18 protein-coding genes, 1 tRNA gene and 1 pseudogene are annotated in these 15,850 nt (G+C 66.0%); 10 read left to right on the forward strand and 10 right to left on the reverse strand.

Annotated elements, in window-relative coordinates; translation table 11 throughout:
* A partial coding sequence (locus JO236_RS22340) for a lytic transglycosylase domain-containing protein (protein WP_293335796.1) occupies positions 1-621 on the forward strand: 621 nt, incomplete at its 5' end.
* The gene (locus JO236_RS22345) at positions 618-1,514 is read left to right on the forward strand and encodes a DUF808 domain-containing protein (RefSeq protein WP_293335799.1); all 897 of its coding nucleotides are present in this window, start codon (positions 618-620) and stop codon (positions 1,512-1,514) included. The genes JO236_RS22340 and JO236_RS22345, both read left to right, overlap by 4 nt.
* Before the next feature lie 16 nt (positions 1,515-1,530).
* Here JO236_RS22345 and JO236_RS22350 read toward each other — a convergent pair whose 3' ends face one another.
* Positions 1,531-1,755 carry a hypothetical protein gene (locus tag JO236_RS22350; RefSeq protein ID WP_293335802.1) on the reverse strand — a complete coding sequence of 75 codons (225 nt, stop codon included), beginning with the start codon at positions 1,753-1,755 and terminating at the stop codon, positions 1,531-1,533.
* A gap of 154 nt (positions 1,756-1,909) precedes the next feature.
* Between JO236_RS22350 and JO236_RS22355 the strand changes: the two genes are divergently transcribed.
* Positions 1,910-2,161 (forward strand): hypothetical protein, encoded by a 252-nt coding sequence (locus JO236_RS22355; protein ID WP_293335805.1) that lies wholly within the window; start codon positions 1,910-1,912, stop codon positions 2,159-2,161.
* A gap of 13 nt (positions 2,162-2,174) precedes the next feature.
* On the opposite strand, the gene JO236_RS22360 is transcribed toward JO236_RS22355, so the two are convergent.
* From JO236_RS22360 to JO236_RS22380, 5 genes are all read right to left on the reverse strand, one after another.
* On the reverse strand, positions 2,175-2,741 hold the full coding sequence (locus JO236_RS22360; protein ID WP_293335808.1) for a DUF732 domain-containing protein: 567 nt from the start codon (positions 2,739-2,741) through the stop codon (positions 2,175-2,177).
* A 28-nt stretch (positions 2,742-2,769) separates the two neighbouring features.
* Entirely contained in the window at positions 2,770-4,452 is a 1,683-nt protein-coding gene (locus tag JO236_RS22365) for a patatin-like phospholipase family protein (protein ID WP_293335811.1), read from the reverse strand.
* 206 nt (positions 4,453-4,658) lie between these two features.
* Entirely contained in the window at positions 4,659-5,588 is a 930-nt protein-coding gene (locus JO236_RS22370; protein WP_293335814.1) for an NAD-dependent epimerase/dehydratase family protein, read from the reverse strand.
* Between the two features lie 28 nt (positions 5,589-5,616).
* The gene (locus JO236_RS22375; RefSeq protein WP_293335817.1) at positions 5,617-6,798 is read right to left on the reverse strand and encodes a cytochrome P450; all 1,182 of its coding nucleotides are present in this window, start codon (positions 6,796-6,798) and stop codon (positions 5,617-5,619) included.
* Positions 6,785-8,212 (reverse strand): ABC1 kinase family protein, encoded by a 1,428-nt coding sequence (locus JO236_RS22380; RefSeq protein WP_293335820.1) that lies wholly within the window; start codon positions 8,210-8,212, stop codon positions 6,785-6,787. The genes JO236_RS22375 and JO236_RS22380 overlap by 14 nt, the downstream gene beginning before the upstream one ends.
* Before the next feature lie 115 nt (positions 8,213-8,327).
* On the opposite strand from JO236_RS22380, the gene JO236_RS22385 reads away from it, so the two are divergent.
* From JO236_RS22385 to JO236_RS22400, 4 genes are all read left to right on the forward strand, one after another.
* The gene (locus tag JO236_RS22385; protein WP_293335847.1) at positions 8,328-8,882 is read left to right on the forward strand and encodes a TetR/AcrR family transcriptional regulator; all 555 of its coding nucleotides are present in this window, start codon (positions 8,328-8,330) and stop codon (positions 8,880-8,882) included.
* 62 nt (positions 8,883-8,944) lie between these two features.
* Entirely contained in the window at positions 8,945-9,376 is a 432-nt protein-coding gene (locus JO236_RS22390) for a VOC family protein (RefSeq protein WP_293335823.1), read from the forward strand.
* A gap of 63 nt (positions 9,377-9,439) precedes the next feature.
* Positions 9,440-10,357, forward strand: a complete 918-nt coding sequence (locus JO236_RS22395; protein WP_293335826.1) for an HpcH/HpaI aldolase/citrate lyase family protein — start codon at positions 9,440-9,442, stop codon at positions 10,355-10,357.
* A 15-nt stretch (positions 10,358-10,372) separates the two neighbouring features.
* Positions 10,373-11,089, forward strand: coding sequence for a DsbA family protein (locus tag JO236_RS22400; protein WP_293335829.1), 717 nt, complete (start codon positions 10,373-10,375; stop codon positions 11,087-11,089).
* A gap of 74 nt (positions 11,090-11,163) precedes the next feature.
* Here JO236_RS22400 and JO236_RS22405 read toward each other — a convergent pair whose 3' ends face one another.
* The 3 genes from JO236_RS22405 to crcB (JO236_RS22415) are packed head-to-tail and all read right to left on the reverse strand — an operon-like array spanning position 11,164 to position 13,012.
* The gene (locus JO236_RS22405) at positions 11,164-12,255 is read right to left on the reverse strand and encodes a DUF190 domain-containing protein (RefSeq protein WP_293335832.1); all 1,092 of its coding nucleotides are present in this window, start codon (positions 12,253-12,255) and stop codon (positions 11,164-11,166) included.
* Positions 12,252-12,617 (reverse strand): fluoride efflux transporter CrcB, encoded by a 366-nt coding sequence (gene crcB / locus JO236_RS22410; protein ID WP_293335835.1) that lies wholly within the window; start codon positions 12,615-12,617, stop codon positions 12,252-12,254. The genes JO236_RS22405 and crcB (JO236_RS22410) overlap by 4 nt, the downstream gene beginning before the upstream one ends.
* The gene (gene crcB, locus JO236_RS22415) at positions 12,614-13,012 is read right to left on the reverse strand and encodes a fluoride efflux transporter CrcB (protein ID WP_293335838.1); all 399 of its coding nucleotides are present in this window, start codon (positions 13,010-13,012) and stop codon (positions 12,614-12,616) included. The genes crcB (JO236_RS22410) and crcB (JO236_RS22415) overlap by 4 nt, the downstream gene beginning before the upstream one ends.
* A gap of 81 nt (positions 13,013-13,093) precedes the next feature.
* Between crcB (JO236_RS22415) and pgm the strand changes: the two genes are divergently transcribed.
* Both pgm and JO236_RS22425 read left to right on the forward strand, forming a co-directional pair.
* On the forward strand, positions 13,094-14,725 hold the full coding sequence (gene pgm, locus JO236_RS22420; protein ID WP_293335841.1) for a phosphoglucomutase (alpha-D-glucose-1,6-bisphosphate-dependent): 1,632 nt from the start codon (positions 13,094-13,096) through the stop codon (positions 14,723-14,725).
* 56 nt (positions 14,726-14,781) lie between these two features.
* Positions 14,782-14,857 (forward strand) — tRNA-Ala (locus JO236_RS22425).
* A gap of 149 nt (positions 14,858-15,006) precedes the next feature.
* Here JO236_RS22425 and JO236_RS22565 read toward each other — a convergent pair.
* Positions 15,007-15,288, reverse strand: a pseudogene (locus JO236_RS22565) (tyrosine-type recombinase/integrase); the annotation flags it as partial.
* 145 nt (positions 15,289-15,433) lie between these two features.
* On the opposite strand from JO236_RS22565, the gene JO236_RS22430 reads away from it, so the two are divergent.
* Positions 15,434-15,850, forward strand: a 417-nt coding sequence (locus JO236_RS22430) for an NmrA family NAD(P)-binding protein (RefSeq protein ID WP_293335844.1), incomplete at its 3' end; no start/stop codon positions are given.

Genomic DNA, 15,850 nt, shown 5'->3' on the forward strand with positions numbered 1-15,850 from the left:
CCCGAGTGGGACTCGATTGTGCGACCGGGCATCCCGCCGTCGCTGCTCGACGCCTACGACCGCAATGTCGACGCCCGCCGCAACCTCGTCGCGCTGGCCGAGGTGAAAGACACACTGCCCGCGTGGCGCATCGACCCACCGCCCGCGGCCGACGGGTTGCTCGGTTACTACCACGAGGCTGAGGCGGCCAGCGGTGTCGGCTGGAACTACCTGGCTGCGATCAACTTTGTCGAGACCACCTTCGGCCGCATCTCCGGCGTCAGCACCGCCGGAGCGCAGGGTCCCATGCAGTTCCTGCCCTCGACTTTCGCCAGATACGGCGCTGGGACCGACATCCTCTCGCCGCACGACAGCATCATGGCCGCGGGTCGGTTCCTGGCCGCCAACGGCTTCGCCGACAACCACGACCAAGCAATCTTCCAGTACAACCACTCGGGCCATTACGTCTCGGCGATCGACGACTACGCCGCGGTGATCGCGAACGATCCGGGCGCTTTCGCGGGCTTCTATCGCTGGGATGTCTACTACTACACGACATCTGGTGACGTGCTGCTGCCCATCGGTTACGCGGAAAGCCAACGCATCCCCGTCGCGGATTATCTGGCCAACCACCCTCAATGAGTGCGGGTCTGTTCGGACTCTTGGACGACGTCGCGATGCTGGCACGGCTGGCCGCCGCCACGGGCCGGGCGACCGCCAAGGCCGCCGGGGTCGTCATCGACGACACCGCGGTGACGCCGCGCTACGTCCACGGGATCGCCGCCGAGCGCGAGTTGCCGATCATCAAACGCATTGCGATCGGATCGTTGCGCAACAAACTCCTGTTGATCCTGCCCGTCGCAATGCTGCTCAGTCAGTTCGCGCCGGGGCTGGTAACGCCGACGCTGATGATCGGGGCCGCCTACCTGTGTTACGAGGGCGCGGAAAAAGTGTGGGACACGATCCGCGGTCATCGCGCCGAGGACGGGCCCGTCGACGAGCAGGAGATCGTGACCGGTGCGGTCCGGACGGACCTCATCCTGTCCGCCGAGATCATGGTGATCGCGCTCAACGAGGTGGCCGATCAGGCGTTTGTGCAGCGACTGACCATCCTCGTCGTCGTTGCCGTGGTCCTCACCGTCTTGGTGTATGGCGCCGTCGCCATCGTCGTCAAGATGGACGACGCGGGACTGCGGTTGACGCAGACAGGGTCGCGAATGGGGCAGGTCGTGGGCCGGGGATTGGTCGCCGCGATGCCCAAGCTGCTCTCGACGCTCGCGGCGGTCGGCACGGTGGCGATGTTGTGGGTGGGCGGCCACATCCTGCTGGTGGGCAGCGATCATCTCGGCTGGCATGCCCCCCACCGCGTGGTTCATCACCTTGAGGACCAGGCCCGCCACACCGTCGAGGCCGTCGGCGCCGTGCTGGCCTGGACGGTCAATACCGCGTTGTCCGCGGTGGCGGGGTTGGTTGTCGGCGCCGTGCTCGTTGTCGTCATGCACCTGCTGAGGCGCCTGCCGCGGACCACGCGATGAACGGCACCACGCGTCCTCACGTCATGCAGACGTTGGAGAACAGCAAGACGGGCCAGGACACGATCGAGCCCAGGAACGACACGACCAGGTCGGCGCCCCGCATCCGCTGCAGGTGCTCGGTGTGGGTGCTCGACCAGATGAGTCCGACGATCAAATAGGGCGTGCCGAATATCACCGCGATGCCCATCAATTCAGCGATGGTCAACTGATAGTTGAGAACCGAACGAAGCTTCGTGAGCATCGTCGTCAGGTTAACCCTTGTCGGGAATCCGCTGTGGTTCGCGACCAGGATGTGAGACCGTCGCAGTGGCATGTCCGAACCACATGGGGCGTCCGCGGATGCCGAAGTCGGCCCGGAAATTAAGCGGAGTTCTCCGGGCAGGGTCGCGCGTGCGATGGCCCTGCTGCGAGGCGCGCTGAACCATCAGATCAGCATCGGCGCCCTTGTCGAGCTGGCGCTCTGGCTGTCGATTCCCTACTTGGGTGTTGGCTTCGTCTGGTCGTCCCTGCACCCCGCCCAGGTTCAGCAGATCCAGACACGGGTGGAAAAGGTGATGCCCGTGGGTGCAGACCTCGCCGCCTTCGGGTTGGCGGCGGCGTTGTGGCCGGCCTCGTTACAGATCGCGGATGCCTGCTCGACCGGGTGAAGCGCTACGGCCGTCAGAACCCGGCAACCAGGTCGTTGTGTTGCGGACAGTACGCGCGAACAGAGACGGCCACATAGGCGGTCGCGTTGGCGCCGAGTGCCGGGTTGCTTGCCCGAAACGCGCTGACTATCTGAGGCACGGTCATTCCTTGATCGACGTCCTGGCAAACCAACTTGCCGTTGTAAACGGCGTCGTTGTTATTGGAAAAAGAGATGCCGCGATCGTTGAGGGCTTGGATGTACTTGTTGTCCTGATCGGGCGTGGAGGCGATCGAGGTCGGCGCGGCGGCCGATCCCGCCGGTGCAGCGCTCGAAGCCGCGGATGTCGTCGCAGCGGTCGGTGACTGCGGCTTGGTCGGCTTGGCCAACGCCCAGTGCGCCACCACGATCAGACCCGCCACCCCCAGACCGACCATCAGCAGCGCACCGGCCCGGCCCCAGGTCGCAGACCACGACTCGCGGTCAGCCTCCGGTTCGCTGCCGGTGTCGTACTCGACTTCACCGTCTTCCTGTGACCACCCCGCGGCACCGGGCGCAGCAACGGTCTCGCTGCCATCGGACGTCGTGTCCGGATCGGCCATGAGGGCCATCGTAGCTACCGCCGGGGCTTTATGTCAGGCGACCGTTTCGCCACCGCGTGAAGCGGCCCGTCGGCATCTGCATCGCCGCCATCACCGCGCTCATCGGCGAGGCCACCGACTTCTCGCGCGCCGTGGGCTCGGCAGCCCGGACGGGGGGACCGTCGCCCTCCCACCACGTCGCATGCAGCAGCGCCGTTGTCACCGCAATCGCCTTGTCGACGCTCGTGCGCCCCCACGTGCACGCACGGTCGATGGCGGCGACGGAGGGCGCGAGGTTGAGCGGTGACAGCGTCGGCTCGAATCGAACCAGGTGATCGGCGTACGGTGCGTTCTGAACCATCTGCCACTGGATCGCCTGGGTGATCGGAACCAACCACAGGTGCCGCGGGTCCCATTGCGGATGGAAGCAGTCGAAGGCCAGATAGCACGCGTTGCGAGTGCCGAGTCTGCCGTCGCGCACCCGTTTCCAGGCCAGCTCGACGGGGACGTTGCTTGCCGCGCCGCCATCGACAAGCGCCGCGATGTCCTTGTCGGCGCACAGGGCGTCCAACAGCGGGAGCATGCGCGGATCGCTCGTTTCATGGTGCAGCACACCGGGAATGGCCGACGAGAACGACGCCGCGTCAACGACGTCGAAGTCGACGGCCGGGTCGTCACCGCTGATCACGATCGGTTTGACCACCCGCAAGTCGATGAACGCGGCGACCTGCCACATGCGGGCGGCAACCTGCGGACCGACGCCGATGGGGTGGAACGGAAGCGACCGCAACTGCAGCGCGGACACCGCCGGGCGGCGGAACCGCGACGGCAGGGCCGCGTACGGCTGCCTGCGCACCCCGGCAACCACGACGTCGAAGGGAATCGCCAAGTCCGACATGCGCATTCGCTCGCCGTCCGCACGGCTGAGCAGTGCGGACGCGAACTGGTCGAAGCGCAACGCGAACAGGCCGGCCAGGCCGTGCCGGCGGCGCAACCGCTCGGGTCCGAGGATGGCACGGTAGGTCACCGTCTTCGCCCAGTCGACATATTCGTCGATCGGCACCGGGAGCGCGCGGGCAACCAGGCTGCCCATGATCGACCCGAATGACGAACCGATCATGTAGTCGGGCACCTGGCCGGCCTCCAGCAGCCGCTGCACGCCGCCGATATAGACGAAGCCCGCGCCCCCGCCACCGCCCAGGACCGTGACGAGCTTCTTGTAGCCGACTTCGGCGTCCAGTTCGGCCGCGGAGAAATCGCTGCCGTGGCGATCGATCAGCACCTGGCGCTGGTCGTCCTGGTCGGCGGCCAGGCCGGCCAGCGCATCACGGGCGGCGGTGAGAGCGGTGACCGTATCCCGCTCCTCGCGCAGCGGGCCGTGCAAAGCATCGGTGACCCGGGACCGCCACGGCGCGACCTCGGCGCCGACCGCGACGTCGCCGCGCCCGCGGCTGCCGTTGGGACCCGCGGCCCCGGGCTCGAACTCGACGAGTCTGGCGAAGTTCAGGATGTAGCGCAGCTTGCGTAGGTCCTCGGAGCTCAACACGTCGGGGTTGGCCAGGTGGTTCCGGACGAGCCGGTTCTCCATCTTTTGCAGCAGCAGTATCGGGTCGGCCGAGGGCAGAAGGTCAGCGGCTTCGCCGTCAACCTCGTCGATGTCTTCGATGTGGTAGCGCTTCGCCCCGCGGCCGGCGCGGCGGCTGCGTACCGCGTCGGCGAACGGGATCTGCATGAGAGTTAACAGTACGGCGGACTAGGCTGCGGCCTGCGCCGATGCCGCCGATCTGCTGGGCGGGTTGAGCGTGCAGGAGGAGATGACCCGGTCGCAAAAACTCATCGGCGTCGGCGGCGCCGTCGTCGGCGTTGGCGTCGGACTCTGGGGCGCGACGCGCCGGACCACGCGCGCGGTGGATTCAGCGGATTAGCGGGAGTCGCGGTCTACTCGCTGCGACGCTTCGATGAGGCGGTCGCGGACATCGCGCGGTAGCCCTCACGCACGCTCGGGTAACGGGGTGCCCAGCCGGTTTCCGCGCGGAACCGCGCGTTGCTGGCCCGAAGTGACCGGGTGATGGACGTGGTGCGGTCGCCGAGTAGCAGCGCGAGTCGGCCCGGGCCGCTGAGCCAGGTTTTTGCGCCGACGGCCTGGGCCATCGCCAACATGTTCGCACGTGTGGTGACGGGCGTGTCGTCGACGATGTTGTACGTGCCGCCCTGGCATTGAAGCGCCGCGACGACCGCGCTGGCGGCATCGGCGAGTTGGATCGAGGACACGAAGCTGTGCGGCTGGCCTGCCCGAAATCCGATGCGGTGCCGCGCCATTGCCATGATCTGCTCGCTATGGGCGGCGCCGAGACCGTAGAAAATCCCAAATCGCAACACCACCGCCGTGCGGCCGGCATCGGCGAATCGACGGGCGTTGGCTTCCGCGGCGTGGTTACCGGTGGCGATGGGGTAGCGGTCTACCGGCCAGTCCTCGTCGAGCCATCGATCGCCCCCGTCGCGATAGATCATCACCACCGATTCCTGCACCACGCGCGCAACTCCGGCGTCCAAGGCCGCGTCGACGACGGTCGCCGATCCCTGAGTGCGCACACGCTGACATTCGGCCCACGCCGACTTCAACATGAATCGCTGCGGCGCGGGCAGCGCCGATGCGAGGTTGACCACCGTGTCGTGTTCGGCGAAGGCAGCGGTGAGCGCGCGCCTGTCGAACAGTGATACCGACACGGGCGTTGCGCCCTGGGCGCGCAGCACGCGGGCCTTGACCTCGTTTCGTGCTAGCGCGGAGACCCTATGCCCGGCGCCGACGAGTGCGGGGACCGCGTAACTGCCGATGGCTCCGGTGCCGCCGGTGACGAATACGCGCACGCGCGGGCCTCCCTTCGTCGAATCAGCCTTACGAGCCAAATATCATGGGCACACTCTGCGGTCCCCGGACCGCCGGGGTATCGCGCCAGCGCACTGGACCCGCCAATACCGGTTGGCGGCTAAGGATTTTCGGCAACGCCACACTGAGCTCGAGTTGCGCGAGGGCGGCGCCCAGGCAGTAGTGCGCTCCGTGTCCGAACGACAGGGGAGCCGGTGCAGTGCGGTCGAGCCGAAACTCCGCGGGTTGGTCGAAGACCGCCGGGTCGCGGTTGGCGGCCGCGATGGCGACGAGAACGCTTTGACCGGAACGGATTTCGACACCACCGAGCGTATGGTCGACCGTGGCGGTGCGCGCGGTGGACTGCACGGGCGCATCGAGTCGCAGCAGTTCGGCCAACAGCGCCGGATCGGACGGGTCGATGCGGTCGGCGATGCGGCTGCCGTCCGGACCGGGGGTCAGCAGTGTAACAAGCCCCGCGCCTAGGAGATTGGCCGTCGTTTCGTGCCCGGCGACGGCGATGAGGATCGCCGAGATGACGACGTCCTCGAGCGACAACGCTGGATCGGCGGCAATGAAGCTGACCAAGTCGTCCGCCGGGTGGGTTCGTCGATCGGCGGCCATCGGGAGGAACTCGGCCGTGAGTGCGGCCGAGGCGGACGCGCCCGCGGCCAGCTCGTCAGGGTCGGCCAGCGTGCCGAGCATGCGGATGATCACCGGTGACAATTCACGCAGCAGCCGGGAGCTCGCGACGTCCAGATCGAGCCACGCGCTGATCACCGCGACGGGCAGTGGAAGGGCGATGTCGGACATGAAGTCGAATACCCTGTCTGCGGGCTGACGATCGATCAGCGTTGTGGCGATCGCTTCGACGCCCTCGGCCAGCCCGCTGACAAACGACCGGGTAAAGACGTCGCGTACGGCGCCGCGCAGGCGCTGGTGATTGGGCCCGTCGGTGAAAAGCATTGAGCTTGTGGTGAATTCCCGGCTGATGGCATCCATCGAGGCGCGGGCCAGCATGTTGGCCAACGGGTCGCTGGTCCATCCGGATTCACCCAACACTTGGCGAGCGGCGTCGTAGCTCAGGACCAGCCACGCTTGGGCGGTGTCGTCCCAGACGACTTCGCCCTCGCGACGCCGCGTCTCGTAGTACGGGTAGGGGTCCGCCGCATCCCACGGCAGTCGGGCGCCGGTGACTTCAGTTGTCGCCATGATGGTCCATTCCGCGCGGCAGGCCGCGTTCGCGGACCCAGGCATCGTGCTGGCGGCCCACCTCACTAATCGGGCCGGCCACGCCGTCCATGTCGTCGAGCAGGGCCCGGGCATGGAAAGTGGCCCGCAGGGCGGTAAAGATCGCGTTCATCGACAGATTGAGCCTGGAGAAGAACACGAAGTCGGCCGGCACTGACATTTTGCGCATCGGGTGGTCGGCCGAGCGCACATCGATCATCGACCGGATGGCGCGTTGAGACGCTTCGTCGGTGTATGTGGCCGGCTGCGGCCCCATCAGCTCGTACATGACTCCCGCCCACCATTCGAAGGCTTCGTCGGCGGTGAGGGCGTAACCCCTTGTGAAAAAGCCGCTTTGGATCATCAACTCGCGGAGATCGTCCCTGTTTCCCTGCACCGCCGCGCGGGCCATGCGGACGATGCGGCGGCGCTGATATTCGGGCAGAACCTTCACACAGCCAAAGTCGACGAATCCGACCGTGCCGTCTTCGTTGAAACGATAGTTGCCGGGGTGGGGATCGGCGTGGAACAGATTGGCGTGCCGGTAGGAGCCGGTGACAAAGCGCGCGATCACCTCGGCCCACGTGTTCTTCAGGTTCTGGTCGGCGTCTTGGGCTGCGGCCCAATCCAATCCGTCCAGATAGGTCATGGTCAGTACTCGACCGCTCGATGCTTGGGCAACCACATCGGGAACGCGGATAAATGGATGGCCTCGGTACAGCGTGCCGAACGCACGGATATTGGCGGCCTCGTGCCGGTAGTCGACTTCTTCGGAGATGCGCGCGGCGATCTCATTGGCGGCGTGTTCGATGTCGGGCATCGCCGTACCCAGCGCGCCGGCCGCTCCGGCGGCGAACCGGAACACAGTCGCGAGTAGTTCGGTGTTGGACAAGTCGTCCCGAATCGCTTGGGCCACACCGGGGTATTGGATCTTCACGGCCACTTGACGGCCGTCGTACAGCACGGCGCGATGCACCTGCCCGATCGAGGCCGCCGCCATCGGCTCCGCCGCGAACTCGGCGAACACCACATCTGCGGGTCGCCCGAGTTCTGCCTCCAAGACCCGTGTCGCCAGCACCGAGTCCATCGGCGGCGCGTCGGCCTGCAGCCGGGTCAGCGCCCTCTGATAGGGCGAAAGTTCGCCCGCACCAACGGCTTCCGCATCGACCATGGAGACCAGCTGTCCAGCCTTCATCAACACACCCTTGGAATGACCGAGCAACTCTGCGTACCGCTCGGCAGTGCGCTCGTGAAAGCGCTCGACCGCGCCCGCATCCCCGGCCTTCTGCCGCAACCCGGCGACCACGCGACCACCGGCGGCGCGAGCGGTGAAGCCGGCGACCGGCATCGTGCGGCGCATTCGGCCGCGAGCCACCGGCCGATCTTTGTTCGCCATCCCGGCCTCTCCTCGGGGCCCACTTGGTATAGTGCCCTTGTACAAAATATAAGTGAGTACTTATAGGCGGTCAAGGGTGGAGATCTCGACAAAAGAGCGACTGGTCGCCGAAGCCATGCGGCTGTTCAGCGCACAGGGCTATCGGGCGACAAGCATCAACCAGATCGAGAAGGCCGCCGGCCTGGTCCCCGGTTGCGGTGCGCTCTACAACCACTTCAAGTCCAAGGACGCACTGCTCACGGCCGGCATCGACCGCCAACTCGATCGCCGCCGTGCCATGCACGACATCAGTGCTCTGTTCGCCGGCCAAGGCGACCTGAGGACTGAACTCACCCTGCTGTGCCGCTACCTGATGGGCGTCCTCGACCGGGAAAGCGAATTCCTCCAAGTCGCGGCTCGTACGCCGGCTGACCAGTCGCCCCGACTCAACGACGCCTATGCCGCCCTGATCGACGGCCTCTACAGCGAACTCGCCGACTGGATCAAAGGCTGTGCGCCAAAACTCGAGGACCAGGACGCGAAAAGGATCGCCGTCGTCGGCATCAACGCCCTGCTGGGGAAGCGCGCCATCCGGGTCGTGTTCCACGCCTCGCAAGTGGACGCGCCCGACGAGGAATACGTCACTGACTGGACCGCCATGCTTGCCGACCGGATCGAGTCGGTTCGCTAGCCTGCTTCTGGTCCCGCGCACCCGCTGATTCCGGAGTTCCCGGCCGGGGTAACCGGTTAGCCATGCCGGTTCTCAACCATCACATCGTGGCAACTCGCGACAAGGAAGCGACAGCGCGCTACTTCAGTGAGATTCTCGGCCTGCCGGAAGCCACGAGGTTCGGACCGTTCGCGGCCCTGAAGGTCAGCCGCGATACCACGCTGGATTTTCGCGATTCTGAGACGGACGACTTCGATCGTCTGCACTACGCATTCCTGGTGACCGAGGCCGAATTCGACGACATCTTCGGACGCATCCAAGAGCGGGCTATCGACTACTGGTCGGATCCGGGGCACCGCGACCACGGCAATATCAACCGTCGGGATGGCGGGCGCGGGCTGTATTTCGACGATCCGAATGGCCACCGCCTCGAGATCCTTACCCGGCCGTACGGCAGCGGCGGCACTGGGCCTCCGCGTGCCAGCGACGCAAACACCAACGGGCCCAGCGAATAGCCGTACGGGGTAGCACACACCTGCGTCGACTACACGTTTTGTGATGTCGCTACGGTTAAGGACGTGTACGAACAGGTCAACGCCGCCCCGGCCGATTCCGCCGACGTCGGCTCACGCATCGATCCGGTTCTCGCCCGGAGTTGGTTATTGGTCAACGGCGCCCATGGCGACCGGTTTGCGGCTGCGGCGAGTTCCCGCGCGGACATCGTCGTTCTCGACATAGAGGATGCCGTCGCGCCGAAGGGCAAGGAGGCCGCGCGCGACCACGTCGTGCGCTGGCTGGGCGCCGGCAACCCCGATTGGGTTCGGGTCAACGGGTTCGGCACCCCGTGGTGGGCGGCCGACTTGGACGCGCTGGCCGGTACGCCGGTCGGAGGGGTGATGCTCGCGATGGTCGAATCAGTCGACCACATCACCGAGACGGCCAAACGGCTGCCGAATGTGCCGATCGTGGCGCTGGTCGAGACGGCCCGGGGTCTGGAGCGCATCACCGAGATCGCCGCCGCCAAGGGCACCTTCCGGCTGGCGTTCGGCATCGGCGATTTCCGCCGGGACACGGGTTTGGGCGAAGACCCGGTCACCCTGGCCTACGCGCGGTCGCGGTTCACGATCGCCGCCAAGGCGGCCGGCTTGCCCAGCGCGATCGACGGACCGACCATCGGTTCGAATGCGCTGAAGCTCATCGAGGCCACGGCCGTGTCGGTCGAGTTCGGGATGACCGGCAAGATATGCCTCAGTCCGGACCAGTGTTCGGTGGTCAATGAGGCGCTGTCGCCCTCTCAGGACGAAATCGGTTGGGCAAAAGAGTTTTTCGCGGAGTTCGAACGCGATGGTGGAGAGATCCGCAACGGGTCGGACCTGCCGCGCATCGCCCGGGCCACCAAGATCTTGGAACTGGCCCGTTCGTACGGCATCGTGGTGTCCGACTTCGAGGACGAGCCGGTGCACATGCCCGCTCCGTCGGACACCTATCACTACTGAGCCGCAGGGGCACTGATGACCGACACCGTGGACTTTCACTTCGACCCGATGTGTCCGTTCGCCTATCAGACCTCGTTGTGGATACGCGACGTCCGCGAGCAGGTCGGGCTGACCATCAATTGGCGATTCTTCAGCCTCGAGGAGGTCAACCGCGTCGAGGAGAAGAAGCATCCGTGGGAGCGGGACTGGTCCTACGGCTGGTCGCTGATGCGGATAGGCGCGTTGTTGCGTCGGACGGACATGACATTGCTGGATCGCTGGTACGCCGCGGTCGGGCGGGAATTGCACGCGCTGGGCGGCAAGCCCCACGATCCCGCGATCGCGCGAAAGCTGTTGGGCGATATCGGTGTCGACGCAGCCATTTTGGCTGCGGCGCTTGAGGATCCGAGCACCCACGACGACGTTCGCGCCGACCATCAGCGAGTCGTCGACGCGGGCGGATACGGTGTGCCCACGTTGTTCATTGCTGGTCAGTGCTTGTTCGGTCCCGTTTTGGTCGACCCGCCCACCGGTCCGGAGGCCCTGACGCTGTGGAACGTCGTCAGTGGCATGGCCGAGTTGCCGCACGTCTACGAACTGCAGCGGCCCAAGACGCCGGCCGACGCCGAACTCATCGGCCGCAGCTTGCGTCCTTACCTCGATGGGCGGGACTGGGTCAGCATCAACCGCGGCGAGGTCATCGACGTCGAGCGCCTCACCGGCGGGTGGCGAGCAGACGCAAAAGCACCCTAAAACGTGCCGTTTTGGGTGCTTTTGCGTCTGCTCGGCCGAGGGCTGCTCAGCGCCATCCTCAACGACGTGTCCCGTCAATAGTCGTACTCCGCGAGCGGGGTTTCACCGGTCCGTCCAACCCCCGTGAGCGACACGGCAGCCGGAACCATCTCACTGGTCACCAGTCCGTGGCGGGCCGTCACTTCGTCGACGATGTCGAAACTGCGCGCAATGGACTCCGGTGTGTCGACGATGATCGTGGTCACCGGAACCCCGCGGGTGAGCTGAAAGAGCTTGTCTCCGTGAGGTTTATGGTTCCCGTTAAATCCCCAGATGCCGCGCAGTGCCGTTGCGCCTCGCGCTGTCTCAGACCGTAGCAACCGTTGAATAAGCGCGCGGTGGATTGGCAGCCCGTCGTAGAGCGTTCCTTCGGTGCTGTGCACCATCAGCTTCTGCCACAGGTTGCGCCCCTGATTGTCGGTGGCGGGCAGCTGCTGCGGGCGCGCGAACAGCTCGCCTTCGCGTTTGCACATCCGCACCCGTTCGATGGTCAGCAAGGGATTGGGCAGCACGGTGGCGAGTTCGCTTGCCGCCGCTGAAGCCTGGGCGGGCGTCGCGACGGCGATGATCATCAGCGGAACGTTGACGTTGCGGCCGAAGAAGCGGGCTCGATAGCGCTCACCATGTGCTGTGCCGTCAACGCCGAGAAGCACTGTGGCGCCGGCGAATCCGAGGCGGTGAAGTAACGCGCAGACGGTGTAGTACGCCGACTTGCCGGCCGCCCGCGCTTGGCGACCCACGTACACCGTGAGTTTGGCCGCATCCCAGGCGTCCAGGCCGTTGATTGCTTCGGCGCCGGAGTCGCGGGTGACCAACCGCGCCCGTTCGAGCGTCACCAGCCCGCGATCGGTGATCGCGGTGACATCGTCGACCAGGGCGCGGATCTTCGGCTCGACGTCGACGGCGGCGATCGTCACCGGCGGATCCTCGGACAGGCTCAGCGACGCGTCGCTGCGCAGCACGTGTTCGGGCCCGAAACTGGCGACGCCCCGTAGCATCACGCTGGTCGCGACGCCACGGGAGCCGAAGAGATCCAGCATCGCGTCCGCGAGAAAGCCGCTGGCAGCGCCGACCGCGCGCTGGCGTTCGCCGAAATAAGCCGTCAACTTCAAGCTCTGCGGGTTCATATCTGTCCAGCGATCCATTGCCCGAAAAGCGCTGCGGCCAAACCGAGCACGACACTGACGGCGATATTGGCAAAGGCCGAAAGCATCCGGCGCTCCTCGCCCAACCGCTGGGTTTCCAGCATCCAAGTGGAAAAGGTTGTGTACGCGCCCACGAACGCGGTGCCGGCCAGCAGGGCGGCCTCCGCGCTCAGGGCCAGGCCACCGAGAAACCCGAGCAGCGCGGCGCCAGTGATGTTGACCGTCAGCGTGCCGAATGGAAATGGCCGGGCCGCCCGGCGGGCGACCGCGCGATCGACCTGAAAGCGCAACACCGACCCGACACCGCCGATGAACATGACGGCGGTCCACACCAGGACCGTCATCCGCGCACCCGCACCCGGCGCACCAAGATCGTGGCCACGTGCACAGCCAGCAAGCCCAGCGCAATGCTGATGACGGTGTAACTCCCGGCCAGGAGCCAATGGCCGTGTTCGATCATCTTCAGCGTCTCGACTTGCATCGTCGAGAAAGTCGTTAGTCCGCCGCATAATCCGGTGCCGAGCAACGGTCGTCGATAACTCGACAGCGGCAACCGCTCGAGCAGTCGGGTGGTGAAGTACCCGACGAGAAAGGCGCCGACGATGTTCACGCTGAACGTCGGCCACGGCCAACGCGCCGGGTCGGGAGCGGCGAGGACGGCGAGCGCGGCGCGGGCAGCCGAGCCCAGCGCGCCACCGGCGAAAATCGCGGCCAACTCCCGATAGTCGGGCTTTGCCACTGGCTGTTTCCCTTCGGTGTGCCAACTGTGCGCTTACGCAGCCTAGGGGGGCACGACGACGTATGGGCACAATTGGTAACCATGGCCAACCCGCGAGCCGGTCAGCCGGCACTGCCCGAAGACCTCGTCGATCTGCCGCACCTGGTGACGGCGTACTACTCGATACGACCCGATCCCGACGACGTTGCTCAGCAGGTGGTGTTCGGCACCTCGGGCCATCGCGGCTCGGCGCTCAATGGAGCCTTCAACGAGGCGCACATTCTGGCGATCACCCAGGCCATCGTCGAGTACCGCGCCGCGCACGACACCACCGGGCCGTTATTCATCGGCCGTGACACGCATGGCCTTTCGGAGCCGGCGTGGGTGTCGGCGCTGGAGGTACTCGCCGCGAATGACGTTGTCGCCGTTATCGACTCGGCGGACCGGTACACGCCGACGCCGGCGGTCAGCCACGCGATTCTGACGTACAACCGCGGCCGCACCGCGGGCCTGGCGGACGGGATCGTCGTCACGCCGTCGCACAACCCGCCCCCCGACGGCGGTTTCAAGTACAACCCGCCCAACGGTGGTCCCGCGGACACCGACGCGACCAATGCAATCGCCAAGCGCGCCAACGAGATTCTGCGCAGTGGGCTATCACCGGTGAAGCGCGTCCCGTTCGCGCGGGCGCTGCAGAGCGCAAGGCGCCACGACTATTTGGATCGATACGTCGATGACCTGCCGAACGTCGTCGACGTCCACATGATCCGTAAGGCCGGCGTGCGGATCGGCGCCGACCCACTCGGCGGGGCCAGCGTGGACTACTGGGCCGCGATCGCCGAGCGGCATGGTCTGGATCTGACCGTGGTGAATCCGTTGGTCGACGCGACGTGGCGGTTCATGACGCTGGACCACGACGGCAAGATCCGGATGGACTGCAGCTCGCCGGATGCCATGGCTTCCTTGATCGCTAACCGGGACCACTACCAGATCGCAACCGGCAACGACGCCGACTCCGACCGTCACGGCATCGTGACCCCCGACGCCGGGCTGATGAATCCCAACCACTACCTGGCGGTGGCCATCGACTATCTCTACACGCACCGGCCGTCCTGGCCGGCCGGCATCGCCGTCGGCAAGACCGCGGTCAGCTCGTCGATCATCGACCGCGTGGTGGGGGGCATCGGCCGCAAGCTCGTCGAGGTGCCGGTCGGGTTTAAGTGGTTTGTCGACGGCCTCATCGGCGGCACGATCGGGTTCGGCGGCGAGGAGTCGGCGGGAGCGTCGTTTCTGCGCCGCGACGGTTCGGTGTGGACCACCGACAAGGACGGCATCATCCTCGCGCTGCTGGCCTCCGAGGTCCTGGCCGTTACCGGCGTCTCGCCGTCGCAGCGGTATCACGAGCTGACCCAGGAGTACGGCACGCCGTTCTATGCCCGGGTCGACGCGCCCGCCGACCGAGAGCAGAAGGCCCGGCTGGCCAAGCTGTCTCCCGAGCAGGTGACCGCGGTGGAGTTGGCCGGCGAGCCGATCACCGCGAAGCTCACCGCCGCGCCCGGCAACGGTGCGCCGCTTGGCGGGCTCAAGGTCACCACGGCCAACGCGTGGTTTGCCGCCCGGCCGTCGGGCACCGAGGACGTCTACAAGATCTACGCGGAGTCGTTTCTTGGGCCCGAGCATCTGGCCGAAGTGCAGCGCACCGCGCGGGACCTGGTTACTCAGGTGATCGCCTGAGCTGCGGCTTTGAAGGCGTCCTGACGGTGGTGTAGCTTCGATGGGCACAACATCTTGGGGCTATGGCGCAGCTGGTAGCGCACCACACTGGCAGTGTGGGGGTCAGGGGTTCGAGTCCCCTTAGCTCCACCAGGGAAATCTCGAATCTCAGTAAGTTCCTCAGAGCCGTTTGACGACACTTTTGACGACAGTTGTCGTCCTGATTCGTCGCTTGTGTGTGCGAACAGCGTGCCCATCGAGTCCAGCGCATCACGCTGTACCGCCTCGATGACCTCAACGTAGGTGCCGGTGGTCACGGTGATCGAACTGTGGCGCAGAATCCGCTGCACTGTCGCAGGCTGCACCCCCATCGTGAAGAGCAGTGTCGCGCACGAGTGGCGAAGATCGTGGACCCGCAGCTGCCGAACGTTCGCTTTCTGACAAAGACTGCGAAAGAGTCGATTTGCGTTCCGTGGTTCGATGAAGCCACCTAGCGGAGTTGTGAAGACCAGCCCCGTGTCGCGCCACCGCGCGCCGGCAGCGAAGCGCTCTTGGAGCTGTCGCGCGCGGTGCCCGCGAAGGATGTTGTTGGACTCACTCGCAGTGAGGACCTACAACAATCGATGTCGCCGCGATACCCAATGGTGGACACTCGACGATGCGGGTGTGCGCTGGCGACGAGCGGGCCTACGCCGATTACCGGAGGGTTCGGAGGAGAAAGGAAGCGCGATGGTGCAGCCGATCTTGGTGTTGGGAGCCACTGGCGGCCAGGGTGGCGCCGTTGCTACTGCGCTGCTTGAGCGTGGCGTATCGGTCCGTGCCTTCGTGCGCAATGCCGCGGAGGATTCCGCTCAACGGCTGTCGCGTCGTGGCGTAGAGCTGGTCGAGGGATCGTTAGATGACCAAGCATCTCTTGTTGCAGCGATGCACGGCGCAGCCGCGGTGTTTGCGATGACGACGCCTTTTGAGGCGGGGCCGGGCGCGGAGGTCGCGCAGGGCCGCACGGTGGTCGGTGCCGCCGTCGACACACAGGTACCGCATCTGGTGTTCAGCTCCGTGGCGGGCGCCGACCAAGACAGCGGCGTTCCACATTTCGAGAGCAAGAGGCAGATCGAACAGCTGCTGGCGACCACGGATCTTGCGCAT

It is taken from the genome of Mycobacterium sp. (assembly GCF_019247635.1).
Lineage (GTDB): Bacteria > Actinomycetota > Actinomycetes > Mycobacteriales > Mycobacteriaceae > Mycobacterium.